We start from the raw sequence: 24,512 nt of genomic DNA on the forward strand, positions 1-24,512 counted from the left end.
GCGATCATTCCGGCTGATCCAGGGCGTTGTTAACACGCCCTGGATCAGCCGTTGACGATCACCCCCGGAATCGCCTGCAAGGGCAGGATTTTTTCCGCCGCGCCGCGCTTGATCGCCTCCTTGGGCATGCCGAACACCACGCACGTCGCCTCGTCCTGAGCCACGGTATACGCCCGGGCATTGCGCATCTCCAGCAGGCCCGCCGCGCCGTCGTCGCCCATGCCGGTCATGATGATGCCGACCGCGTTCTTGCCCGCCACCTTGGCGACCGAGCGGAACAGGACGTCGACCGAGGGGCGGTGCCGGTTGACCAGTGGACCGTCCACCACCTCGACGAAATACTGCGCGCCGCTGCGCTTGAGCAGCATGTGCTTGCCGCCCGGGGCAATCAGAGCGCGCCCCGGCATCACGCGGTCGTTGTTTTGCGCCTCCCTGACCTCGATCCGGCTCAGTCCGTTAAGCCGTTCGGCGAATGCCGCGGTAAATTTCTCCGGCATGTGCTGGACGATCACGATGCCCGGACAAACACGCGGCAAGGCGGTCAGCACCGCTTCCAGCGCCTGCGTGCCGCCGGTGGAAGTGCCGATGGCGACGATCCGTTCGGTGGTCTGGGCCAGCGCCCCGCCATGGCCCGGGGGCAGTACGGCGTCCGCGGTCAATTTGGGTGCCACCTTCTGCGCCTGGGGCGCCAGCCGTCTGACGTTGGCCTGCGCGGCCGCTTTGACGGCACCGGCAATGTCGGAAGTCGAGTCCTGCAAAAAACGCTTGAGACCGATCTTCGGTTTGGTCACGATGCTCACTGCGCCGGCAGATAGTGCCTGCATGGTGGTTTCTGCCCCGGCTTCGGTGAGGGTGGAGCAGATCACCACCGGTGTCGGCCGTTCGGCCATGATCTTGCGCAGGAAACTGATGCCGTCCATGCGCGGCATTTCGACATCGAGCACGATGACGTCCGGCCACTCCCGGCGCATGCGCTCCATGGCGAAAATTGGATCCGCCGCTGCGCCCATCACATGAATCGCCGGATCTTCTTCCAGCATGGCCGTCAATACCTGGCGCACCACGGCCGAATCGTCCACGATCAACACGTTTATTTTCTTGCTCATCAGCTACTCGCCCCGACAGTATTTTTTTTCACCAGGGCGTTATGCCGCACCCAGGCATGGCCGCTCGCGATATCGAACATGAGCTGCCGGTGGCCGCTGCCGCCCAGGTGCTCCGCCGTCAGGGAAAAGCCATAGTGCTGGAGCAGCTTGTATGCGATTTGCCTGTTGCGGCAGGGCACATCGCGGCAAGCGCCGCCATTACTTTTTGTTCCCTGCTGCACGGCCTCTTCTTTTCCGATGTGGCGGAACATGTTGCCCCCGCCGAACAGCTTGACCTGGTACTCATCCGGCCACGTGCCGGCAGCACGAATTTCGTGCATGAACATCTGCAACGCCTCGTCGGCATAACGGCCATCCAACTGTTTTCCCGCACTGACGCCACGGCTGGGCAACATGTAATGGCACATGCCGCCGATGATGCGCTGCGGGTGCCACATGGTGATCGAGATACACGAACCCAGGATGGTGCGAATACGGATGCTTTTGTCGCCGAAATAGAAATCGCCCGGCTGCAGAAAAATATCCATTGCATGGGGGTGAGGCATTTTCTTCATGGCTTGCGGTAAATTGACGGCATGACGGTTTTCAGTTCATCGACCACGCCATTCAGGCTTTCCGAGTGGCCGATCAGCAGATATCCGCCGGGCTTGAGCAATTCCATGATGCGGCGCACCACCTGGCGTTTGGTCTCGGTATCGAAATAAATCATCACGTTGCGCAGGAAGATCACATCGAATTCGCCCAGCTTGGGCAGCTTCAGGTTCAGGTTGACCTGCATGAAGTTGACGCGGTTACGCAGGCGGCGTTCGACCAGAAAAGTGCCCGCCTGGGAACCTATGCCCTTCAGGCAGTAGCTGGTCAGCATGGACTGCGGGATGTCTTCCGCCTGGTCCATCGGATAGTGTCCGCCGCGCGCCTTTTCCAGCACGCGCGTGCTGATATCCGAGGCGACCACTTCCCACGGCTTGTCGCCCAGGCAGTCCGCCAGGATCATGGCGATGCTATAGGCCTCCTGGCCCGACGAGCTTGCCGCACTCCATACGCGGAAGGCTTTGCCGGGAAGATGCTGCGGCAGGATATGGTTGCGCAGAAAATCGAAATGCTTGGGCTCGCGGAAAAAATAGGTTTCGTTGGTCGTCAGCAAATCCACCGCCACCTGCAGTTCCGCGCGGCTTTCATCCTTCATCAGGGCGCGAAAATAATCGCCGTAACTGGGAAAGCCATGATGTTTGACACGCTTCGCCAGGCGTCCGCTCACCAGCGGTTTTTTCGCGGGCGACATGCTGATGCCGGCGATGTCGTAAATCATGGACTGGAACTGCTTGAATTCCTGATCGCTCAAGCTGGGTATATTCATGGATCTTCTTCTTTATAACGCGAGGTTGCGGCCGCACCGGCTCATCCGCCAGACAATGGCGCCCGGCAAGGCGCCGGGCCGGGTCATGATGCCCGAGGCCGCTGGTCGGCCACCCAGGCTATGCGCGCATCTGCTCCACAACATTCTCTCCATCCGGCACGCCGGCCAGCGCGGCCATTTCATCGACCGAGAGAACGCGGTTGACGTTGAGAATGATGACGAACTTGCTCGCCACCTTGCCCATTCCCTTGATGAAATCCGTGCGTATCTTGGCGCCGAACGCGGGTGCCGGCTCGATGTCCTGGTCCAGTATTTCCAGCACTTCGTTCACCGCGTCCACGATCACGCCCACATCCTGGGATTCGCCCTCCGCTTCTATCTCGATGATCACGATGCAGGTACGCCGCGTGATATTGGTTCCCGCACGCCCGAAGCGTACGGAAAGGTCCACCACCGGCACCACCGCACCGCGCAGGTTGATCACGCCGCGAATGAACCCGGGCATCATCGGCACCTCGGTGAGATTCCCGTACTCGATGATTTCCTTGATAGCGAGAATGCCCATGGCAAACACCTCGCCACCCAGATTGAAGGTTAGATATTGCTGCTGATCCCGCCCCGTGTCGGCGACGGGCAGCTGTGATCCACTGTTAACCAACTGTCCCATGACTTGAACTCCATAAATTTTCTCGGGGTGGCGCGGAAATCGTATCCGCGCCCGGCTGGACCGCCCCCCTCTGATGGCCTGCTCTTAGAAGCGCACGAACTCGGCTTCGTCCAGCATCGGATCGGCGGCTTGCCGCACCACCCCCGCCAGCTTGGCGCCCACCGCCGACTTGGCCTGCTTGCTCGGCGCTTTGCGGACAGCAGTAGCGGCGCCGCCGGACTCGATCTTGAAGAAGCTCATGAGCTGTTGCAGTTGCTCAGACTGGCTGCTCATTTCCTCTGCGGTGGCTGCCAGCTCTTCCGAGGCGGACGCGTTCTGCTGCGTCGTCTGGTTGAGTTGCGACATCGCGGTGTTGATCTGGCCCACGCCGGAGGACTGCTCCTCGGATGCCGCGGTGATTTCCTGCACCAGGTCCGAAGTCTTGTTGATGGCGGGCACCATTTCGTCCAGCAGCTTGCCGGCTTTTTCCGCCAGATCCACGCTGCTGCTGGCGACCTGGCCGATTTCCTGCGCCGCCACCTGGCTGCGCTCCGCCAGCTTGCGCACTTCCGCCGCCACCACCGCGAAGCCCTTGCCGTGTTCGCCGGCACGCGCCGCTTCGATCGCGGCGTTGAGCGCCAGCATATTGGTCTGGTAGGCGATATCGTCGATGATGCCGATCTTGTCGGCGATCTGTTTCATGGCGTCGACCGTCTGCTTCACCGCGCTGCCGCCTTCCGTCGCCTGTTTCGCCGCCTGCGAGGCCATGCCGTCGGTCACTTTGGCGTTCTCGGTATTCTGGCTGATGGACGCGCTCATCTGCTCCACCGATGCGCTTGTCTCTTCCACGCTCGCCGCCTGCTCGCTGGAGCCCTGCGACAGGGATTGCGCCGTCGCGCTCACTTCTTCCGAGGCGCTGGACAGGTTGTCCGCCGCGCCGCGCACCTCGGCGATGATCTGGGACAGCTTGGCCACCATGTTCTGCATCGCAATCAGCAGCATGCCGGTTTCGTCGCTCGAGTTCACTTCGATGCGTGCGGTCAGGTCGCCTTCGGCCAGCTGGTTGGCCACGGTTACCGCCTCGTTGATCGGCCGCGTAATGCTGCGCGTGACACCGTAAGCGACGCCCATCGCCAGCAGGACCGCCACGCCGCTCAGCATCAGCATCAAGGTGCGTGCAGCCTGGTAGTCTTCGGCGGCTTGCTTGGCCGCTTTATCCATCAGTTCGCCCTGGTAATCGATCAACTTGTTCACGGTTTCGAAATAGGCCAGCTGCGCCGGGCGGATTTCGCCGAGCAGCAGGATTTTCGCTTCATCCCTCTTGCCCTCTGCGGCGAGTTTCATGAACTGGTCTTGCCCGCCAATGTACTTGGCGCGCGCCTCGGTCACGCTTTTCAGCATCTCCTTGCCCTTGTCGCTGGTGATGGACTTGTCCAGTTTTTCGAGGTTTTCCTTGATGTTCTTTCTCGACTCGTCGATACGCTCTAGTTCCTTCTTGACCTCTTCGGGTTTGTCCAGCAACAGGACGTTCCGCATCGAACGGGCAATCCGGTTGATATTCATCAGCAAGTTATTCGCCATCACCGTTTTCGGGTAACGGTCGTTGGCCATTTTATCCATGCCATCGTTCATGCTGGACAAGCGGGTGATGCCGATGAAGGCGATCGCCGCCATCAGCATCACCACCACGCCAAAGCCCAACCCCAACCTCACACCTATTTTCATGTTCTTGAACATTTTTCATCTCCTGATTTAAATCGAATCGATACCACCGAATCTATCCACCAACCCACTCACGCCATTACCATAATCGTCCCAACAGCACCGTCAGGCCGGCAAAAACCGTCCCGTCCGGCGAAGCATCGTTAAGCCCCCAGGCACCGCCAATATCGAACACCACCCGCTTGCTGTAGTTGTAACTGGCACCCGCCATGAACTGCTCTGTCGCGGCGGTGCCGCGCCGGGTGTACCCGCTCAGCTCGCCGAACACCCCCCAGCGCGCGTCGAGACTGTGCGAAAGCGCTGCCGCCCAGCCGTACTGGGTGCGGCCCTCCGATGCGTCAATCGCGCCGATGTAGGCCGCGTTGAGGTTCAGATCGAAATGGTTTGCAGCAAAATCGCGGCTGTAGATCGCATTGACCAGATAATCCGCCTTGCCGCTGCCGAGGGTGTCCTTGGCGGTCGGCGACTTGAAGCCGGCCTCGACGCCCCAGGCGCTCCCCTCGCCGCTCCCCGCGATGCGGTGCTTGAGCAGCACGGTCGTATCGCCGGATCCGGTGAATGAATTATTGTCCCAGTCGGTGCGCCTGATCCCCAGTTCGCTGCCCAGCAGGACGCCCCAGTCCTCGCTGAACGCCAGCTTGGCCAGCACGGGGAAACTGTCGCGACGCTGGTCGCCGCCGCCCCTGACGCGCTGCCAACCCATTTCCATTTCCAGCCAACCCGGCGCGGAGAGATCGGCCGGATTGGATACCGTGGGGCGGTAGGGTGTCGCTTCCACGTCCTGTTGTTCGGCCTGGGCGCCGGCCATTACGCCCGTTGCGGCGAGCATGCCCAGGCACAGGCCGGCCCCCGCCAAGCGCCTGCTATTCGCGAACATGAAGTGCTGCGGGCAACTGCGATTCAGGTTCAGCATCATTGCGCCAGCGCAAGATCGTTCGCGCGTTGCCGGGAAACCGGCTGCGCTTCGTGAGCCACCACCTGCTGCACCAGCGACGGCACATCCAGGATCAGCGCCACCTCGCCGCTGCCCAGGATGGTGGAGCCGCCGATACCCTTGAGGTGCTGGAAAATGCTGCCGAGCGGCTTGATGACCGTCTGGAACTCGCCCAGCAGGCCATCCACCACCAGCCCCGCTTTTTGTCCGGCGTACTGCACCACCACGATGTTCTCGCGGCGCGGCGTCTCGCCGCTGGCTTCGAACAGGTCGCGCAGCCGTATGAAAGGCAACACCTCGTTGCGCAGGTTGACATAGTTGCGCTCCCTGAGCGCCTGGCGGTCCTGCTCCGACATTTCCACGCACTCCAGCACCATGTCGAGCGGGATGACGAAGGAGGATCTACCGACGCCGACCAGGAAGCCGTCGATGATCGCCAGCGTGAGCGGCAAACGGATGCGGATGGTGGTGCCCACCGTGTACTGGCTTTCGATCTCGATGTTGCCGCGCAGCGCTTCGATGTTACGGCGCACCACGTCCATGCCCACGCCGCGACCGGAAATGTTGCTCACCTGCTCGGCGGTGGAGAATCCGGCCTCGAAGATGAGGCGAAATACTTCCTGCTCGGACAAGGCGTGGTTGGGCGCCACGATGCCTTTCTCGATGGCCTTGGCCAGAATCCGCTCGCGGTTGAGCCCGCCGCCGTCGTCGGACACCTCGATCACGATGCTGCCGGATTCGTGGTAGGCGTTGAGGCGCACCGTCCCCCTCGCCGGCTTGCCGCGCTGGGCGCGCAGCTCGGCGTTCTCGATGCCGTGGTCCATGGAGTTGCGCACCAGGTGGGTGAGCGGGTCGCCGATTTTTTCCACCACCGTCTTGTCGAGCTCGGTCTCCGCTCCGCTTATAATCAGGGCGATGTCCTTGCCGAGATCCTTGCTGACATCGCGCACCACGCGCTGGAAGCGGTTGAAGGTCTCGCCGATCTGCACCATGCGCAGGTTCAGCGCGCTGTCGCGTACTTCCTCGACCAGCCGACCCAGCGTGGAAACGGATTCCAGCAATGCCGGCTGGCCGCTGCGCTGCGCCAGGATATTGACGCCCGCCCCCGCAATCACCAGTTCGCCGATCAGGTTGATGAGCTGGTCGAGCTTCTCGGCGTCGACGCGCACCAGTTGCTGCTGCTTGGCCTTGGTGTCCTTGACCTGTTTCTGTTTTTCCAGCGCGGCTTCCACTACTTCCTGCTGAACCATGCCATGCTCCACGGCGATCTCGCCGAGGTGCTTCTGGTGCTCGCCGGATGCTTTCTCAGCACGGGCGTCTTCCTGTGACTGGATTTCCAGCACCATTTCCAGCTCGTTCCGGGTCAGGGTGCCGCAGCGCACCAGTATCTCGCCCAGGCGCAGGTCTTCTTCCGGAAAATCCCGGATCAGCTCGACAAAATCATCGACGCGGCTGTGCGGCGGCAGAATGTGGATATTGCAGTCCTCGCGCACGAACTCGAACACGCCCTCGATCGCCGCCTTGTCGGCGGCGCTCTTGAAATTGATCTCGTAGCCCAGGTAGCAGGATTCCGCGTCCATCTCGGCGGCGGACGGCATCGCATCCGTGATCGTGGTGATGCGCACGATCTCGCCCAGCGTGCCGAGATAGCGGAAGAACGACAGGGGGTCCATGCCATTGCGCAAAACGTCGCGGCCGAAACGCAGGGAGATGTGCCAGTTGTCGTTGTCCACCAGGCCGCCGCCCGAGCTTTCCACCGTGGGTTCGCGCGGCGGCGCAACGGCCGATTGTTGCGGCGCGGCAGAGGGCTGGCCTTCGAGATAACGTGCGAGTTTTTCCACCAGGGCGGAACCGGCAAGTTGCTCGTCGGCGCTCGACGCTTCCGAACCGCGCTCGACATGGTTCACCAGGGTCGCCATGTGGTCGCCGCACAACAGAAACAGCGCCACCAAATCGGGATCGACCGCCAGCTTGCCGCCGCGCACCTTGTCCAGCACGCTTTCCAGCACGTGGGTAAAAGCCACGATGTCGTCCAGCCCGAACAGCCCGGCAGAGCCCTTGATGGTGTGCGCGGCGCGGAAAATGGCATTGACCGACTCGCTCTGGTCGGCTTCGCCTTCGATGCGCAGCAACCCGTCTTCCATGTCCTGCAACAGCTCGCGGCTTTCGACGATGAAGGTTTGCAGTGCCTGATCCATATTCATGTTGCTTGTCTCCTTGGTGGGCAGCTAGTGCGTCGGCGAGGAAATCACGACCGGATCGCCGAAGAACGGGGTCATGTCGCACATGTCCAGCACTTCCAGCACCGCCGGGCTATGCCCGACCAGGTGCAGGTTGCCGTTACGTTCCGCGCACTCGCGCTTGGCGAGAATCAGCAGCTGCAGGCCGGCGCTGTCCAGTTCGCTCACCTGGGAAAGATCGATTTCAAGCTCCGGGCATTGCGCCAGCAGCGGCATCAGGCGCGCCTTGGTTTCGGCCGCGGTGTAGATGGTCATTTCGCCAACTACATGGAACTGGCAGGCAGGGGTGTCGTTCATGACGATCTCCGGTAAATGCTTACGGCAGAATCAGTTTGGAAACGGCGTTGAGCATCTGTTCAGGCTTGAACGGTTTGACCATCCAGGCCTTGGCACCCGCAGCCTGGCCGGCCGCTTTCTTTTCTTCGCCGGCCTCGGTGGTGAGCATGATGATCGGCGTGAACTTGTAGGCCGGCAGCTTCTTCACTTCGCTGACGAAAGTGAAACCGTCCATGTTGGGCATGTTGACGTCGCTGATGATGAGGTGGACCTTCTGCCCGGTCAGCTTGGCGAGCGCGTCCTTGCCGTCCGAACCCTCGATCACGTCGTAGCCCGCGCCCTTGAGCGCGATGGAAACCACCTGGCGCAGGGTGGTGGAATCGTCGACGATGAGAATTGTTTTAGCCATAACTTGTTTCCTCCTAGAAAAATGTGATTTCGTCGTCTTGTTGCTGGGCAGTCTTGTCCTTGCCGTGGTTCGCCTGTTCTTCGCTGGTGGCGTAAGTCCGCTCCAGGTCCGCCAGCACCGCGTTGACATTCAGGGCTTCCAGACGGCCGCTTTCCATGAAGCGCATTTCGCATTCCCTGAGCTTGCCGGGGAAGCTGGCGACACTGTCGCGCACATGGCTCAGGATCTGGCTGGTCCGGTCCTGGAACTGAAGCTGCTCCAGCGCCTCCGCCACCTCCTTCTGGATGCCGGCACTGGCGCTGCGCAGGATGCCGGAAGACTCGGCCAGCCCGCCGGTGGCCTGGCGGAAATCGTCGAGCACGTCGTGAATCGCCTGCTCTGACGCGCTCACCGACTGGCTATCCTGCGCGGTGGATTTCTCGGCCGATTCGAATGTCGTGCTGATGGCCCGATTGATGAGGTCGATTTTCTCGTTGATCTTGCGCCCCGTTTCGCCCGATAGCCCCGACAGCTTGCGCACTTCGTCGGCCACCACGGCGAATCCGCGTCCCGCCTCCCCGGCACGCGCAGCCTCGATGGCGGCGTTGAGCGCGAGCAGGTTGGTCTGGTCCGCAATCTTGGTGACGGCACTCGCCATTTCCTTCAGCTGGTCGATGAACTGCACCAGTTGCCCCACTTCCTGCAGCAGCGTGTCCTTGTTGCGCAGCGTCGCCTGCATGGAGGCCACCACCGCCTGCATGCGGCGCTCGCTCCGGGTAAAAATGGCGACCAGTCCATGCCCCTCGCCTTCCACCGATTCCGCGGAAACATTGGAAGCCGCCACGGCCTCATCGAGCTTGGCGACAATGCTGGAAAATTTGTGCATCAGTTCGATCACCGCATGTTCGGTCTGGGTTCTGCCCGTTTCGATCTGCTTTTCCCACACCGGCACCACGGTTCGGGCGAAATGGTCCAGACCGGCCAGATACGATTCGGCCGATGCCCGGCACTCGGTCTGTACCGCCTCTTCCCGCCCTGTCAGCTGGAGCGACAATTCGCGGCAGCGAACCCCTCTCAACCCGATGCCGCTGCCCACGCCGGCCACTGCCACCACGGCGGCAAGCCCGAGGCTCAGCCAGCTCGCCCCGCCGGCGAAGATCGTCGCGCCTGCCCCGGCTGCAACCGGCAGTGCGGTATAAACCCAACCGCTCAAGGAATTCTTTGGATCACTCATATTTTCTTCCCACTTTCGGTTCCATCAGACGCGGCGCCTGCCACCTGCCGCACCTTGTCGCGAACCAACTCAAAATCCTGCGCTTTGTCGAAAAACCATTCCGCGCCCATTGCCATGCACTTCTTGCGATACGGCTGGCTGGCATGGTTGGAGAACACGATCACCCGGCATGCGGGCACTTTTTCATTCACTTCCCGCAGCACATCAAGGCCGCTTCCGCCTTCCAGCTTCAAATCCAGCACCACCAGCTCCGGTCGTCGTTCCACGATGCCGGCGATCGCTGCGCCCGGAGACGCGGCCTCAAGCACCGTGGTGCCGGGGTCGAGTTCCATGACCATGTCGCGCAGGCGTTCGCGGATGACCGGCGAATCCTCTACCAGGTAGACCATCATTTTTCTAGACTTTCCTCTGTTTCCGACGTCGCATCACTGCCGGCATTGAGTGGCCCTGCCGGGAGCAGGCTGTTATTACTTTCCGATGGCTGAATGATGGATGCTTTCGCCGCCTAAAAACATCGGACGTATGCTGAATCTGATTGTGGGAAAGCGGCGAGGGGGATAGGAATTATCCGATAACCGAAGTCGGACAAGTGGAACGGGGGCTTTCTCTCATGCAGCCTGAAAGGCTAAGATAGGGACATTCCACACGGATGCATATCATGGCTGATATGAAGCATGTAGAGGCGGGAAAAACGTTCGCAGCTGACCACGCCCCCCGCATGCTCGCCCATTTGCGGATAGCGGGCCTGCTGGTCGTGTTCTGGGGCGTTCTCGCCTGGCTCATCGCCGAGCGCCATTTCAACGCCCGCGCCACATTTCTCGTCGCGCATGAAACCCAGCGCGCCGAGCAACAGGCCGATATCGTCGCCCACAATATCGACCGCGATCTCGAATACCTGCGGGGCATCCCCAGCCTGCTCGCCAGCGAGAACAGCGTCCGCAAGGCGCTGCTGCGTTTCGGCCCGGACGCCCCCGCCTCCCCGCTGCCGGATGAGCAAAGAAAAGAGCGCTGGACGGAGGATGCAGCGCTGGATGCGCTCAGCCAGTTTCTTACACTCACCGTAAAGAATCTCGGCACCGACATGATCTGGGTAATGAATGCAGCCGGAGACTGCGTCGCATCGAGCAACGCGCGCAAACCGGACAGCCTGGTCGGCACCAATTTCGCCGATCGGGCATATTTCGTGCAAACCCGCCAGGGCCGGCCAGGTCGACAGTATGCGGTGGGAAAAAAAACCGGTATTCCCGGCCTGTTTTTCTCCTTTCCCGTGATCGTCGACGGACGATTCATCGGCGCGGTGGCGGTAAAGAGAGACCTGGCTAATCTTTCCTTCTGGGTGGATCAGGCCGACGCGTTTGTCGCGGATGAAAGCGGCGTCATCATCCTCGCGCGCGACCAGCGCCTGGCTATGCGCGCGCTTCCCGGCGCGCGCGTTTCCGCACTGCCTGAAGCCGAAATGCTGGCGCGCTACAAACGCAAGGCTTTTACGCCGCTGTTGCTGCATTCCTGGGGAGACCCGCGCTATCCCTCGCTGCAGCGCCTCGAAAACGAGCGCTTGCCGCTGCTCATCGCGTCCCGGAACGACGCGTATGCGGCCATCGATATTTTTGCGCTGCGTCGCCTGCCCGACATCGTCGTGTTCGAGCAGGAGCGCCGCTGGCTGTTCCTGCTGCTGGTGGTCGCCGGTACCATGCTGATCGCGACAGTGAGCGGCGGGATGTTTTTTCTGCGCACCAACCTGCAAGCCCGGCGCGTCCTCGGGGAACACAAAAAGCGCCTCGACGAGGCCCAGCGCATCGCCCACGTGGGCAGCTGGGAACTGGACCTGCTCAGCGGCGCCCTGCTCTGGTCGGACGAAATCTTCCGCATCTTCGAAATCGACCCGGCCCGCTTCGGCGCCTCCTACGAGTCCTTCCTGCACCTCGTCCACCCGGAGGAACAGGACATGGTGAACCGAGCCTACCACGCTTCGGTGAAAAACCATCAGCCCTACGAAATCACCCACCGCCTGCTGTTTCCGGACGGGCGGATCAAGCATGTCCAGGAACACTGCGAAACGTTCTACGACGCACAGGGGAAGCCTTTGCGCTCGGCAGGAACGGTGCAGGACGTCACCGAACAAGTAACTGCCGAGGCACAGGCACTCGAGGCGGCGCAGGAAATCGAGGACCTCTACGAACGCGCGCCGTGCGGCTATCACTCGCTGAACCAGGACGGCCTGTTCATCCGCATCAACCACACCGAGCTGCAATGGCTGGGTTACACGCACGACGAGGTGGTCGGCAAGCTGCATTTCACCGATCTGATTACCCCTGCCAGCCGCCAGACTTTTCTGAACAACTTCCCGCGTTTCAAGGAAAGCGGGGCGGTGCACGACCTGGAATTCGAAATGGTGAGCAAGGACGGCACAACGCTGACGGCCCTGCTGAACGCGACGGCGATCTACGATGACGCGCACCGCTATGTGTCGAGCCGCTCGACGGTATTCGATATCACCGAACGCAAGGGTATCGAGCGGGCGTTGCGCGAAAGCGAGGAGCAAATTCGCCAGTTGGCCTACTACGATACGCTCACCGGGCTGCCCAATCGTCGCCTGCTCATGGACCGGCTCAGCCATGCCCTTGCCCAGGCGGGGCGCCACCAGCTCGCCCTCGCTGTCATGTTCATGGATCTCGACCATTTCAAGCAGATCAACGACACCTGGGGGCATGATACCGGGGACGAACTGCTCAGGGTGGTGGCGACCAGGCTGGCGGCCTGCGTGCGCGGCGGCGACACCGTGTCCCGCCAGGGCGGGGACGAGTTCGTGATCGTGCTGTCCGAGATCGCCCACCCGCAGGACGCCGCGCTGGTAGCGGACAATATTCTTACGGCCCTGAGCGAGCCGATTGCCGCGCACCAGCAGATCCTCCAGATCACTACCAGCATAGGCATCGCGATTCACCCCTCTAACGGAACAGACGATGCGACGGAGCTCATGAAAAAAGCGGACATGGCGATGTATGCGGCAAAAAAGGCGGGGCGGAACAGCTATCGGTTTTTCGAAACCGCACTCTGACGCGCGGCAGGGGTTTTAGTCGGGCAAATCGCCCACTTCGTCGAGCAGGCCATGCTTGATGGCGTATTTGATGAGCGCGGACAGGTTGTTGGTGTTCATCTTTTCCTGGATGCGGGTTTTGTGGGTGCTCACCGTCTTGACGCTCAAATTGAGTTCGTCGGCGATCTCGGTGAGGCCCTTGCCCTGGACCAGCATCATGAACACCTGGTGCTCGCGGTCCGACAACAGGGTATGGGGCGGGGCATCGGATTTGTGGTGCAGATCGAACGCCAGCTTTTCCGCCACCTCCGGGCTGATGAAAACGCCACCGCCGGCGACTTTGCGAATGGCGCTTACCAGCTGTGCCGAGGCGCTGTCCTTGCACAGGTAGCCAGAGGCGCCGGCCTTGAGCGTGCGCACGGCGTATTGGTCTTCCTTGTGCATGCTGAGGATGAGGATGGGCAGCTTCGGCTTCTCGCTCTTGATCTGCTTGACCAGCTCGATACCGCTCTTGCCGGGCATGGACATATCCAGCACCACCACGCCCCACTCCTCTTCGCGCACTTTTTTCAGCGCATCCAGGCCATTGTCGGCCTCGCCTGCCACCACCATGTCGCGACACTCCGCGAGGATTTGCTTCAATCCGTCGCGCAGGATGGTGTGATCGTCGGCGATCAGGACGCGGATCATTGTTCTGGCTCCAGAATATGGCGCGGAATAGTGGCCCGCACGCGCGTTCCATCACCCAGTTTGCTCAGGATTTCCACTTCTCCTCCCAACATGTTGACGCGTTCCCGAATGCCCAGCAAGCCGTATGAACGCTTCTTGGGAGTGGGCTGAAAGCCCTTCCCGTTGTCGCGGACTTCCAGGCGGATTTCGCCGTCGGCCTCTTCCACCGTGATATTCGCCGCATCGGCCTCCGCATGTCGCGCCACGTTGGTAAGCGCTTCCTGGATGATGCGGAACACCGAGGTGGCGACACGGTCCTCAAGCTCGAATTCGTCGCGGTTCATGGACAGTTCGCAGCGAATGCCGGTGCGCTCCTGAAACTGTTCCACCTGCCATTCGATGGCCGCCGCCAGTCCCAGGTCGTCCAGCATGCCGGGGCGCAAATCCTCGGCGATGCGGCGCACCGATTCGACGGTTTTCCCCAGCATCTGCCCCATGGAGAGCAGTTTCCCCGCCACCTTGTCATCTGGCGAAGTGTTCCGGAGCTGAAGCCATTCCAGATCGATTTTCAGAGCGGTCAGGGCCTGGCCGAGTTCGTCGTGCAACTCGCGCGCGATGCGTCTGCGCTCCTCTTCGCGCACGGTTTGCAGGAACTCGGATAATGCCCGCAACTGCCTGCGCGATTCGCGCAATTCATTTTCCATCTGCTTGCGTGCCGTGATGTCCTGGAACACCGTCACCGCAGCAACGATTTCGCCTTGCTCCACGATCGGCGTCACCACGTAGGACACGGTAAGGGGCTGGCCGCCCTTGCGCACGAAAACGTCGTCGTAGCAGCGGTATAGTCCGCCCAGCTTGGTCATGTTGAGGATGGGACAGGTCTCGCGGGAGTGAGGGGCGTCAGCTTTCTTGTGGGAATGAAGCGTGTCGTGAAGATCGCGGTTGGCCAGTTCGTGTTCGCTCCAGCCGAGCAGGCGTTCCGCCTCCGGGTTCATGAAGATCAGGCGGTTTTCCCGATCCAGGACCAGGATGCCGTCGCCCATAGCGGAAGACATCGCGCGCAGCAGCTTCTCGTTGGCTTCCATCCGCTCCTGCGCTTCATGACGCTCGCGCCGCATGGCCGCTTCGCGTAATTCGCGCTCCAATGCAGGCGCCAGACGCGCCAGCCTGCCTTTCATCACGAAATCATGGGCCCCGGCTTTCATCAGAGCAACGGCGGTTTCTTCGCCGACATGGCCGGAAACGATGATGAAGGGGAGGTCGAGCTTGCTGGACTGGAGCGTGGCGAGCGCCGCCTCGGCGGAAAACGCCGGGAGGCTGTAGTCGGAAATAATCGCATCCCAGGCCCGGGTTTCCAGGGCGTCTTTCATCTCTGGTCCGGATTCCACCCGCGTCAGGGCGACCTCGAACCCGGCGAGAGTCAATTCGACGTCAATCAACTCGGCATCGTCGGCGGAATCTTCTACCAGCAACAAGCGCAGTGCGCGCGCATTTGTGCCCTCTGGCATGCTCTGCACGCCTTGTTGCAGCGACGTCACTATTGGCCCGCCTGACGCACGAGTTCACTCTTCATGCCATCAGACTGAAGAACGACCAAAGCCAATTCCAGACCATCGAAGCTGCATTCCATCGGCATGTTTATTTTTTTCGACATTTCGCTCCTCCCTGACACGGGTTTATAGCGTGAAATAGAATACAGCGCCAGCGCCTGATTGCCCTTCCGCCCAAACCCGGCCACCGTGACGATGGATAATGCGTTGCACCGTTGCCAGCCCGATCCCCGTCCCCTCGAATTCGTCCACCGCATGGAGGCGCTGGAAAGCGCCGAATAGTTTGCCGGCATATTGCATGTCGAAACCGGCTCCATTATCCCGTACAAATATGACTTTTTCAGCTTCTCTCTCGATCATGCCGAATTCGATGCGCGGCTCGATTTGACGGGCAGTGAATTTCCATGCGTTGCCCAGCAGGTTTTCCAGCACCACTTTTATCAGACGGCTGTCAGCCTGGACCATTATCCCGTCCTGGATGACCCATTCGACCCGGCGCTGCGGTTCAGCCTCCTGCATCTCCCGAGCCATGGACCACACCATCCGGCTCAGGTCGACCGGTTCCTTGCGCAGTTCGGCGCGGGTCATGCGGGCCAGCAGCAGCAGGTCGTCGATCAGTTCGCCCATGCGCCGGCTGGCGCGGCGCACGCGCCCGAGGTAATCCCTGCCGCTATCGTCCAGACGCTCGACATACCGTTTCTCCAGTATCTCGCTGAATCCGTCTATGCTCCGCAGCGGCGCGCGCAGATCGTGGGAAACGGAGTAGCTGAAGGATTCCAGTTCCTTGTTGGCCGCTTCCAGCTGCCCGGTACGTTCAGCCACGCGTCGTTCCAGCTCCTCGTTGAGCTGGCGCAGTCTTTCCTCCGCCGCCTGGCGGCGGATCTCGGCCTGTTTGCGCGGGGTGATATCCAGCCACGCACCGACCTGTTCCAGTGCCATGCCGTTTTGGTCGCGCACCAAGTTGACCCGGTCCAGGATCCAGACCCAGCGGCCGTCCTGATGCCTGAAGCGATATTCATGTTGCAGCGTCCCGTTCTCCAGCAACTGGTTTTGCGCCATCAATGCCTTTTCCCTGTCATCGGGATGAACATGCGACAGCCAGAACCCCGGGTCCTGCCAGTCTTCCACCGCATAACCCAACATATCGACAACGCCCTTGCTGCGGAAAAGGGTTGAATTACTACCCAGTTTGATCTGGTAGGTAACCGCCGGATTGACATTCAGAATGTGCTCCAGCTCCGCCTTGGCGCTGTGCAATTGCGCTTTGGCCAGTATCCGCTCAGTGATATCCAGGAACGACACAACGACCTGAGTAACCGCGCCGTCGGCGTCGAAATCCGGGAATGCGTTGACCAGTGCCCAGCGCGTTTCCTCCTGCGCGTTCAGCGCCACGCCGACCACGTAATTCTCCAAGGGCTGCCGGGACGCCAGCACTTTTCGCGTCGGCCACTCGTCCGGGTCCATTGCACTGCCGTCCTCGCGCAGAAGGCGCCAGGTTAAATCAGGTACGGTCCTGGCATTCAACGCTTCGCCGCTCAACCTGAAAAATGTCTGCGCGGCCAGATTGGTATAACTGATCGAACCATCAGGGGCGTGGACGACGACCCCGGCCGTCAGGTTGTCCAGCAGCTGCCGGGTATGCCGCTCTCCGGCTTGTAATGCCAGTTCCGCCCGTTTGCGCACGGTAATGTCGAACATCGTCGAGCGGCTCATGAGGTAATTGCCGTCTTCATCCCTGATCGTCGTGGCGCTGAGCAGCACCGGCAACAACGAGCCATCCTTGCGTATCAGTTGATATTCCAGGTCCTTGACCCAGCCGCGCTGCATGAAGGCGCGGTAATTCTCGTCAAATATCCGGACGCTCTCGGGGCTGAGCAAATCGCTGAACCTGGTGCGCCCCACGATCTCTTCCCTGGCATAGCCCAGCCAGCCCAGTTCGGTATCGTTTATCTGCAGGAAGACGCCGTTCTTATCCAGCGAGTGGTAACCGCAAGGCGCGTTGTGGTAAAGATCCTCGATTTCCTGGAGGGACTTGAGCAGCGCGGTTTCTGCCAACTTGCGCTCGGTGACGTCATCGTAAATCGCCACCACTGCCCCGTCGGGCAATTTGTAGACATGGTTCTCGCGCCAACCGGCAATACGCTTATCCTGGTACCAGGAAACCGGGAAAGATTCCGCTACGCCGCTTTTCCACACGCGCCGCAGCACCTCGATCAGGCCGAACTCCACCACGCCGGGGAAAACCGCCACCACGTTCTTGCCAATCAAATCCTCGCGCCGAACCTTCTCTATTCTCTCGGCAGCCCGGTTGAAGGCGGTGATGAAAAATTCCCTGCCATCCGGCGTTGCCTGGTACACCACTGCACCGCTGCTCATGTGTTCGAACAAGGCTTTCAGGCGGGATTCGCTTGCGCTCAATTCGCGGGTCATGCCGGTGGCCACGGCCAAAGCGCGCGCGCGTCCGCTTATCAGCAGCCACACGATCGTGGCAAGCAGCAGGCTGATGGCGCCACCGGCAGCAACGATGATGCGGGCTTTGTCGCTTCTCAGCCTGGACTCGAAGCCGGGCAGAGACGACAGGGCGATCGTCCAGTCACGTCCGCCGACGCTGATGGTTCTGGCCGACTGGAATACCGAGCGCGTCAATCCAGACAAGAACTCGATTCTGCCGTTGGTGTCATACATCAGGCTTTTTGTCGATGGCGTGTCGCCGTCGTAGATTTCGAGGTCGAGCCTCCCCGGCTTCGCGCACGTGCGCGCCCAATATGCCTCTCATCAGGTCGTTGATGCGGAACGGCGCATACACCCAACCCGTCAGGTTGGCGCGGCGCGCATCGAGGGTGTCGAGCGTAACGCCGTTACGGTACACCGGAACGTACATCAAGAAACCGGCCTGTTTGTCCTTGTCAGTTTCCTGCAGTAGCGTCACTTTTCCCGAAACGATCACCTGGTTTTCGTCACGTGCGCGCATCATCGCGGCTCGGCGTATCGGCTCCGAATACATGTCATAACCGAAGGCACGCTGATTACGCCAGTCAAAAGGCTCGATATAAATGATGCTGGTATAGATATCGCGCGTACCCTCTGGCCGAATGGCATAGCCTGCGAACCCTTCCCTGCGGGTTTCTGTTATGTGCCGCTCCTTGTCGTCCGGGACGACCAGAAGGGAATACCCCACTCCCTGAAGGCCCGGATAGCGGGATTCCAGGTTTAATTCGCTCACATACTTGCGGAACTCGTCGCGGTCAACTGAATCCGAAGCGACGAACAGCCCCGCCGCACCGCGCAACACCAGATCGTAGCCGGACAGGCGTCTCTCGATATTGGCGACGGTTTCGTTGAAGCGGAATTTGAATTCTTCCTGCAGCACCTCTTTGGTGTGCTGTTGCGCAATGCCATGACCGATGTATGTGACAGCGAGCCCGATGCTCAGGATCAGCCACGGCAGGAAAGGTAAAAAAATTCCACCTTTCCCAGAATTGAAAGATCGAAGCGGCATGCAAAAAATTACTCAGGTGTAAAAAATATAACGTGCATTCAGTTCTGATTGCCTATTGCCCTGGCGTCGATCCAAGGAACATATGCGCCAGCCGGAATCCACCCCTTAACTTGATAACCGCAAAAATACCCTTAAATTGGATCATAACTTGCCAATCGCATCAGGGCAGCATCAAAGGTTAAATTTGCCCAAGGCAATATAACAGCTCGGTAGAGTTTTCTACCGTCCATTCGCACGCAAACAATCCTGCTGCCGTTCCGCAAGGCTATCGGTTAGAATAAATACTTTGAAAAAGCCCACTTTCCCATGACCCCCCGCCTGCGCGAAATCCCCTACAACTACACCTCCTTTTCCGATCGGGAAATCGTCATCCGTTTCCTCGGCGAAGAGATGTGGCGGGTGCTGGAAGAACTGCGCGGCGAGCGCAAAACCGGCCGCTCGGCGCGCATGCTGTTCGAAGTGCTGGGCGACCTGTGGGTGGTCAACCGCAATCCCTACCTGCAGGACGACCTGCTCGCCAACCGCAAGCGCCAGGTCGCCCTGGTCAATGCGCTGCGCCATCGGCTCGGCGCCATCGAAGAGCGCCGCCAGGAAAACCACAAGGTGCTGCAGCTGCTCCACGCCGCGCACCGCGCGGTGGACAAGTTCGAGAGCGGTTTCGAGCAGACGCGCAAGCTGCGCAAGAAGGTGCTGGCCAAGCTGCTGCCGCACACGCGCCGCGACAACATCCAGTTCGACGGGCTGGCGCGGGTGTCCCATGTGACCGACGCCACCGACTGGCGCGTCGAATACCCCTTCGTCGTGCTTCATCCCGACACCGAGCGCGAGATCGCGCCGCTGGTCGCGGCGTGCATCGAGTGCGGCCTGACCCTGATTCCGCGCGGCGGCGGCACCGGCTACACCGGAGGCGCAATCCCGCTCGACCCGCTGAGCGCGGTGATCAACACCGAAAAACTGGATAAGCTGGGCGCGGTCGAGACCATCGCCCTACCCGGCGTCACGGAACCGGTCGCCACCATACTGTGCGGCGCGGGCGTGGTGACGCGGCGCGTGATGGAAGCCGCGGAAGATGCCGGCCAGGTGTTCGCGGTGGACCCGACTTCGGCCGACGCCTCGTGCATCGGCGGCAACGTGGCGATGAACGCGGGCGGCAAGAAAGCCGTGCTGTGGGGCACCGCGCTCGACAACCTGGCGTGGTGGCGCATGGTGACGCCGGACGCCAAGTGGCTGGAAGTGGAGCGTCTCGACCATAACCTGGGCAAGATCCACGACGCCGAAGCCGTTTCCTTCCGCATCAGCCGCTTCGACACCAACGGCAAGACGCTGCTCGGCGAGCCGGAAATCCTTAGCGTCTCCGGCCAGTGTTTCCGCAAGGCCGGCCTGGGCAAGGACGTCACCGACAAGTTCCTGTGCGGCCTGCCCGGCATCCAGAAGGAAGGCTGCGACGGCATCATCACCTCGGCCCGCTTCATCCTGCACCGCATGCCGGCCCACACCCGCACGGTATGCCTGGAATTTTTCGGCCAGGTGCGCGATGCCGTGCCGGCCATCGTCGAGATCAAGAATTACATCGACGCCCACCCCAAGGCCCTGCTGGCGGGGCTGGAGCACCTCGACGAACGCTATCTGAAGGCGGTCGGCTACGCCACCAAGGCGAATCGCCCCAAACGGCCCAAGATGGTGCTGCTGGCCGACATCGTTTCGGACGACGAACACGCCGCCGGCGAAGCGGCATCGGAAATCGTCAAGCTGGCCAACAGCCGCCACGGCGAGGGTTTCATCGCGGTGAGCGCGGCCGCGCGCAAGAAATTTTGGCTCGACCGCGCCCGCACCGCGGCCATCGCCGCCCATACCAACGCCTTCAAGATCAACGAGGACGTGGTCATACCCTTGCCGCGCATGGGCGACTACTGCGACGGCGTCGAGCGCATCAACATCGAGCTGTCGATCCAGAACAAGCTGAAGCTGGTCGAGGCGCTGCAACTCTTCCTCAAGGGCGACCTGCCGCTGTTCCAGGACGAGGACACCATCGCCGATCCGGAACTCACCGAATCGCGGCGTTTGCGCGCGCAAAACATGCTGGCTGAGGTGCACACCCGCTGGCACGAAATGCTGCACAACCTCGACGCCCCGATCGAAGGCTTCAAGTTCCAGCCGCCAGAAGTCGAATACAAGCGCCGCACCGTATTCGAACTGCTGCAGGACCATACCCTGCGCGTCTCCTGGAGACGCGAGGTGCAGCGCGAACTGCAGACCATTTTCACCGGGCGCGAGTATCAGCCGATCCTGGAAGCCTGCGATGCGATCCACGCCAAGATACTGAAAAGCCGCGTCTTCGTGGCGCTGCACATGCACGCCGGCGACGGCAACGTGCACACCAACATCCCGGTCAACTCCGATGACTACGCCATGCTCAAGGCTGCCAACCAGGCGGTGGAGCGCATCATGCACCTGGCCCAGGCCTTGGGCGGCGTGATATCCGGCGAGCACGGCATCGGCCTGACCAAGATGGAATTCCTCGACCAGGAGGCCATCGGCCGGTTCGCCGCCTACAAACAGCTCGTCGATCCGCATGGCTATTTCAACCGCGGCAAGCTGCTGCCCGGCGCGGACCTGCGCAACGCCTACACTCCCAGTTTCAGCCTGCTGGAAACCGAATCGCTCATCATGGAGCAGAGCGCGATCGGCGACATTGCGGATTCGATCAAGGACTGCCTGCGCTGTGGCAAGTGCAAGCCGGTATGCAACACCCATATCCCGCGCGCCAACCTGCTCTACAGCCCGCGCAACAAGATCCTCGCCACCAGCCTGCTGATCGAGGCCTTCCTGTACGAGGAACAGACGCGGCGCGGCGTTTCGCTGATGCATTTCGACGAGTTCAACGATGTCGCCGACCACTGCACGGTGTGCCACAAGTGCCTCAACCCCTGCCCGGTGAACATCGACTTCGGCGATGTCTCGATCGCCATGCGCAACTTCCTGCGCCGCCAGGGCAAGAAGAAATTCAATCCCGGCTCCTTCGCCGCGATGCTGTTCCTCAACGCCACCGACCCGCGCACCATCAAGGCCATCCGCCAGGTCATGATCGGCTGGGGCTACAAGGCCCAGCGCCTGGGCTACGAAGTGGGCAAGCACTTCGGCCTGGTCAAGCCGCAGACGCAACACCCGCCTGCCACCGTGGGCAAGCCGCCGCTGACCGCCCAGGTCATCCACTTCATCAACAAGCCGATGCCGGGCAAGATGCCGAACCGGACTTCCCGCGCCCTGCTGGGCCTGGAAGACGCCACCATGGTGCCGGTCATCCGCAACCCCGCCAAGCTCACCGAGGAGTCGGACGCGGTGTTCTATTTCCCGGGCTGCGGCTCGGAACGCCTGTTCTCCCAGGTCGGACTGGCCACCCAGGCCATGCTGTTCGACATCGGCGCAGTGACAGTCTTGCCGCCCGGCTACCTGTGCTGCGGCTACCCGCAGACTTCCGCTGGCGACGACGACAAGGGGCAGGCCATCACCACGGCGAACCGCGTGCTGTTTCACCGCGTCGCCAACACCCTGAACTACCTAGACATCAAGACGGTGATCGTGTCCTGCGGTACCTGCATGGACCAGTTGCTGAAATATCAGTTCGAGAAAATCTTCCCCGGCTGCCGCCTGCTCGACATCCACGAATACCTGATGGAAAAGGGCATCCGTCTGGAAGGCGTGACCGGCCGCCACTACATGTATCACGACCCCTGCCACACGCCGATGAAAACCTACGCGCCGCTCAAGGTGGCACAGGAACTGATGGGCGGGGACGTGCGCCTGTCCGACCGCTGCTGCGGCGAATCCGGCACCCTGGCGGTAACGCGTGCCGACATCTCGACCCAGGTGCGCTTCCGCAAACAGGAGGAGCTGCTCAAGGGTGCGGCCGCCATCCGGGCCGACGATGCGGCGGCAAACATTAAGATTCTGACATCCTGCCCGTCTTGCCTGCAGGGGCTGTCCCGCTATAATGATGACACAGGCATCGACTCCGACTATATCGTGGTGGAAATGGCGCGCCATCTGCTGGGAGAGAACTGGCAGACGGATTACATCGACAAGGCAACGAACGGCGGAATCGAGCGGGTGCTGCTCTAACTGATAGCGATCAGCAGTCAGCTATCAGCTTGAAACAAAACCGTGACCTGAATGCTGACTACTGAAAGCTGAGAGCCGAATGCTGAAACTTGATCTTCCCGCCATCGACCCGGCCGCGCCGCGCCCCGAGTTCACCACCGCAACGGCATGCAAGCAATGGGTGAAGGAATTACCACTCACCAATATCCAGGCTGTACAAGACGAACTCAAGCAACAGCTCGAATTGCTCAGCCACTTTTCGCTCTCCGCGCTGGAACGTCTGAAAACCCTCGAACTCATGCGCGAAACCGTGGCGTTCATCGCTGGCGAACTGGGCAAGAAATACCGCAGCAAGCCCTTGCCTTTCTCGTCACTGGAGCAGACTGCCTGGAATAACGTCGCCTTGTTGTGGCAGACCCTGGCTGCAAATTACCGCCTGTGCCTGCAAGCCAACATCGACGGCAATGCCGAGGTCGCCCCGTTCTCGTCGCTCATCACGCAGCGTACGATGAGTTGCCTGGTCATGCAAATGCTGGAGTTCGGCCAGGCCTACCGCTGCGTTCCATCCGCGGTGTGGCGCGAGCTGCACGCCCTGTACGCCTTCGCCGAAGCGCAGGACGTGGCAACCAAGCGCATCAAGGACATCCTGAACCGCGAAGACGGCAGCGATTCGTGCGAGGCGACCTATGCCAAGGCCCTGTTGCTGAGCCTGGCCGACCCGCAACAACTGTCTTCCCGGCAATTGCTGCAACTCGACCGCTGGCTCGACAAATGGTCCGCCCGCGCACCTTTGAGCAGGGAGCAGCCGCCCACGCCGACGCTGCCCCTGGTGGCGGTGGACCTGTCCGGCGAAAGCGGCCCGGCGATGTACACCGGCCAGATGATGAAAGAAAAACGCTTCCTCGACACCGAGCGAACCGCCGTGTCGCTCAGGAAGCGCATCAAATTTCTGCGCAGCGGCGGCAATTCTGCGGAAATCGGGCTCGGCGACGACTGCATCCAGCCCGGCTGCGAAGCCTTCCTCTCCATGCTTTACCGGCGCTGGTGCGAAGTGCTGCCGACGCGCGCGCACAACCGCGACAGCGCCGAAACCGCGGTGCAGCTGTGCTTTGCTTTTCCCGCCATTCATTTCTTCCTCAACGACGCCACTCCTTTCAAGCAACCGGGCGAAACACTCGACCTGGCACCCGAAATCATGGAAGACATGCGCATGTACGGGCGTGTCACCAAACGAACGGAGAAACTGCTCGTCGCACGACTGGGATATACGCTGGAGAACTGGCGCTGCCTTGACCAGAGCGCGGGCGGCTTCCGCCTGTCGCGCAGCGGCGATGGGGAAAGGATCAGCCAGAACCTGCTGCTTGCCCTGCGCCCGGAAGCGAGCGAGCATTTCACCCTGGCGGTGGTGCGCTGGCTGGTAATGAACGAGGATGGCAGTCTCAACATCGGCACCCGCGCCCTGCCCGGATTTCCCACGCCGCTGGCGGCACGCCAGGTCACGCTCAACCCCAAGGATGCCGGCCATTTTGTCCCGGCGTTCCTGCTTTCCGCCGTGCCGGAGAAAAAAGAACCCGCCAGCCTGGTGCTGCCCATCGGCTGGTTCCAGCCGGGCAAGCGCATCCACATTTACGGCAGCCAGATGGAAGAGGCGAAGCTCGTTGCGCTGCTGGAAAAAGGTGCCAATTTCGAGCGTGTCACCTTTGTCAGCGAAGTTATGTATTAGCCTTTACGGCATTTTAACCACGGGGCACACGGG

Annotated in this window: 18 protein-coding genes; 3 read left to right on the forward strand and 15 right to left on the reverse strand. The window is 61.1% G+C overall.

What is annotated here, in order from left to right; translation table 11 throughout:
• Positions 1 to 44: 44 nt before the first annotated feature.
• The 11 genes from SKTS_RS18045 to SKTS_RS18095 all read right to left on the reverse strand — a co-directional run bounded on the left by SKTS_RS18045 (position 45) and on the right by SKTS_RS18095 (position 10,295).
• The gene (locus tag SKTS_RS18045; protein WP_198420398.1) at positions 45 to 1,106 is read right to left on the reverse strand and encodes a protein-glutamate methylesterase/protein-glutamine glutaminase; all 1,062 of its coding nucleotides are present in this window, start codon (positions 1,104 to 1,106) and stop codon (positions 45 to 47) included.
• On the reverse strand, positions 1,106 to 1,660 hold the full coding sequence (locus tag SKTS_RS18050; protein ID WP_244617389.1) for a chemotaxis protein CheD: 555 nt from the start codon (positions 1,658 to 1,660) through the stop codon (positions 1,106 to 1,108). Before SKTS_RS18050 ends, SKTS_RS18045 begins: the two co-directional genes overlap by 1 nt.
• Positions 1,657 to 2,463 carry a CheR family methyltransferase gene (locus SKTS_RS18055; protein ID WP_173068407.1) on the reverse strand — a complete coding sequence of 269 codons (807 nt, stop codon included), beginning with the start codon at positions 2,461 to 2,463 and terminating at the stop codon, positions 1,657 to 1,659. The genes SKTS_RS18050 and SKTS_RS18055 overlap by 4 nt, the downstream gene beginning before the upstream one ends.
• Positions 2,464 to 2,581: 118 nt before the next feature.
• Positions 2,582 to 3,130 (reverse strand): chemotaxis protein CheW, encoded by a 549-nt coding sequence (locus SKTS_RS18060; protein WP_173068410.1) that lies wholly within the window; start codon positions 3,128 to 3,130, stop codon positions 2,582 to 2,584.
• Between the two features lie 84 nt (positions 3,131 to 3,214).
• A complete protein-coding gene (locus SKTS_RS18065) occupies positions 3,215 to 4,846 on the reverse strand; it encodes a methyl-accepting chemotaxis protein (protein WP_173068413.1) in 1,632 nt (543 codons plus the stop codon).
• 64 nt (positions 4,847 to 4,910) lie between these two features.
• The gene (locus SKTS_RS18070; RefSeq protein ID WP_173068415.1) at positions 4,911 to 5,708 is read right to left on the reverse strand and encodes a transporter; all 798 of its coding nucleotides are present in this window, start codon (positions 5,706 to 5,708) and stop codon (positions 4,911 to 4,913) included.
• Positions 5,709 to 5,743: 35 nt separating this feature from the next.
• A complete protein-coding gene (locus tag SKTS_RS18075) occupies positions 5,744 to 7,969 on the reverse strand; it encodes a chemotaxis protein CheA (RefSeq protein WP_173068418.1) in 2,226 nt (741 codons plus the stop codon).
• Positions 7,970 to 7,993: 24 nt separating this feature from the next.
• Positions 7,994 to 8,302: an STAS domain-containing protein gene (locus SKTS_RS18080; protein WP_173068421.1), complete on the reverse strand. Its 309-nt coding sequence runs from the start codon at positions 8,300 to 8,302 to the stop codon at positions 7,994 to 7,996.
• A 19-nt stretch (positions 8,303 to 8,321) separates the two neighbouring features.
• The gene (locus SKTS_RS18085) at positions 8,322 to 8,690 is read right to left on the reverse strand and encodes a response regulator (RefSeq protein WP_173068424.1); all 369 of its coding nucleotides are present in this window, start codon (positions 8,688 to 8,690) and stop codon (positions 8,322 to 8,324) included.
• A 13-nt stretch (positions 8,691 to 8,703) separates the two neighbouring features.
• Positions 8,704 to 9,903, reverse strand: coding sequence for a methyl-accepting chemotaxis protein (locus SKTS_RS19150; RefSeq protein ID WP_173068427.1), 1,200 nt, complete (start codon positions 9,901 to 9,903; stop codon positions 8,704 to 8,706).
• Positions 9,900 to 10,295 (reverse strand): response regulator, encoded by a 396-nt coding sequence (locus SKTS_RS18095; protein ID WP_173068429.1) that lies wholly within the window; start codon positions 10,293 to 10,295, stop codon positions 9,900 to 9,902. The genes SKTS_RS19150 and SKTS_RS18095 overlap by 4 nt, the downstream gene beginning before the upstream one ends.
• Before the next feature lie 266 nt (positions 10,296 to 10,561).
• Here SKTS_RS18095 and SKTS_RS18100 point away from each other — a divergent pair, with 266 nt between their 5' ends.
• The gene (locus SKTS_RS18100) at positions 10,562 to 12,961 is read left to right on the forward strand and encodes a sensor domain-containing diguanylate cyclase (protein ID WP_173068444.1); all 2,400 of its coding nucleotides are present in this window, start codon (positions 10,562 to 10,564) and stop codon (positions 12,959 to 12,961) included.
• 15 nt (positions 12,962 to 12,976) lie between these two features.
• Here SKTS_RS18100 and SKTS_RS18105 read toward each other — a convergent pair whose 3' ends face one another.
• The 4 genes from SKTS_RS18105 to SKTS_RS18120 all read right to left on the reverse strand — a co-directional run bounded on the left by SKTS_RS18105 (position 12,977) and on the right by SKTS_RS18120 (position 18,658).
• Complete coding sequence (locus tag SKTS_RS18105) at positions 12,977 to 13,630, reverse strand: response regulator (protein WP_173068448.1); 654 nt, start codon at positions 13,628 to 13,630, stop codon at positions 12,977 to 12,979.
• The gene (locus SKTS_RS18110) at positions 13,627 to 15,117 is read right to left on the reverse strand and encodes a hybrid sensor histidine kinase/response regulator (RefSeq protein ID WP_173068451.1); all 1,491 of its coding nucleotides are present in this window, start codon (positions 15,115 to 15,117) and stop codon (positions 13,627 to 13,629) included. Before SKTS_RS18110 ends, SKTS_RS18105 begins: the two co-directional genes overlap by 4 nt.
• Positions 15,118 to 15,285: 168 nt before the next feature.
• The gene (locus tag SKTS_RS18115) at positions 15,286 to 17,844 is read right to left on the reverse strand and encodes a PAS domain S-box protein (RefSeq protein ID WP_173068454.1); all 2,559 of its coding nucleotides are present in this window, start codon (positions 17,842 to 17,844) and stop codon (positions 15,286 to 15,288) included.
• A complete protein-coding gene (locus SKTS_RS18120; RefSeq protein WP_173068457.1) occupies positions 17,837 to 18,658 on the reverse strand; it encodes a CHASE domain-containing protein in 822 nt (273 codons plus the stop codon). Before SKTS_RS18120 ends, SKTS_RS18115 begins: the two co-directional genes overlap by 8 nt.
• 306 nt (positions 18,659 to 18,964) lie before the next feature.
• Between SKTS_RS18120 and SKTS_RS18125 the strand changes: the two genes are divergently transcribed.
• Together SKTS_RS18125 and SKTS_RS18130 are read left to right on the forward strand one after the other, a co-directional pair.
• Positions 18,965 to 22,777, forward strand: a complete 3,813-nt coding sequence (locus SKTS_RS18125) for a DUF3683 domain-containing protein (RefSeq protein WP_173068460.1) — start codon at positions 18,965 to 18,967, stop codon at positions 22,775 to 22,777.
• Positions 22,778 to 22,856: 79 nt separating this feature from the next.
• Positions 22,857 to 24,479, forward strand: coding sequence for a hypothetical protein (locus SKTS_RS18130; protein WP_173068463.1), 1,623 nt, complete (start codon positions 22,857 to 22,859; stop codon positions 24,477 to 24,479).
• Positions 24,480 to 24,512 lie beyond the last annotated feature (33 nt).

Origin of the sequence: Sulfurimicrobium lacus, from assembly GCF_011764585.1 — a bacterium.
In the GTDB taxonomy this organism is placed as follows: domain Bacteria; phylum Pseudomonadota; class Gammaproteobacteria; order Burkholderiales; family Sulfuricellaceae; genus Sulfurimicrobium; species Sulfurimicrobium lacus.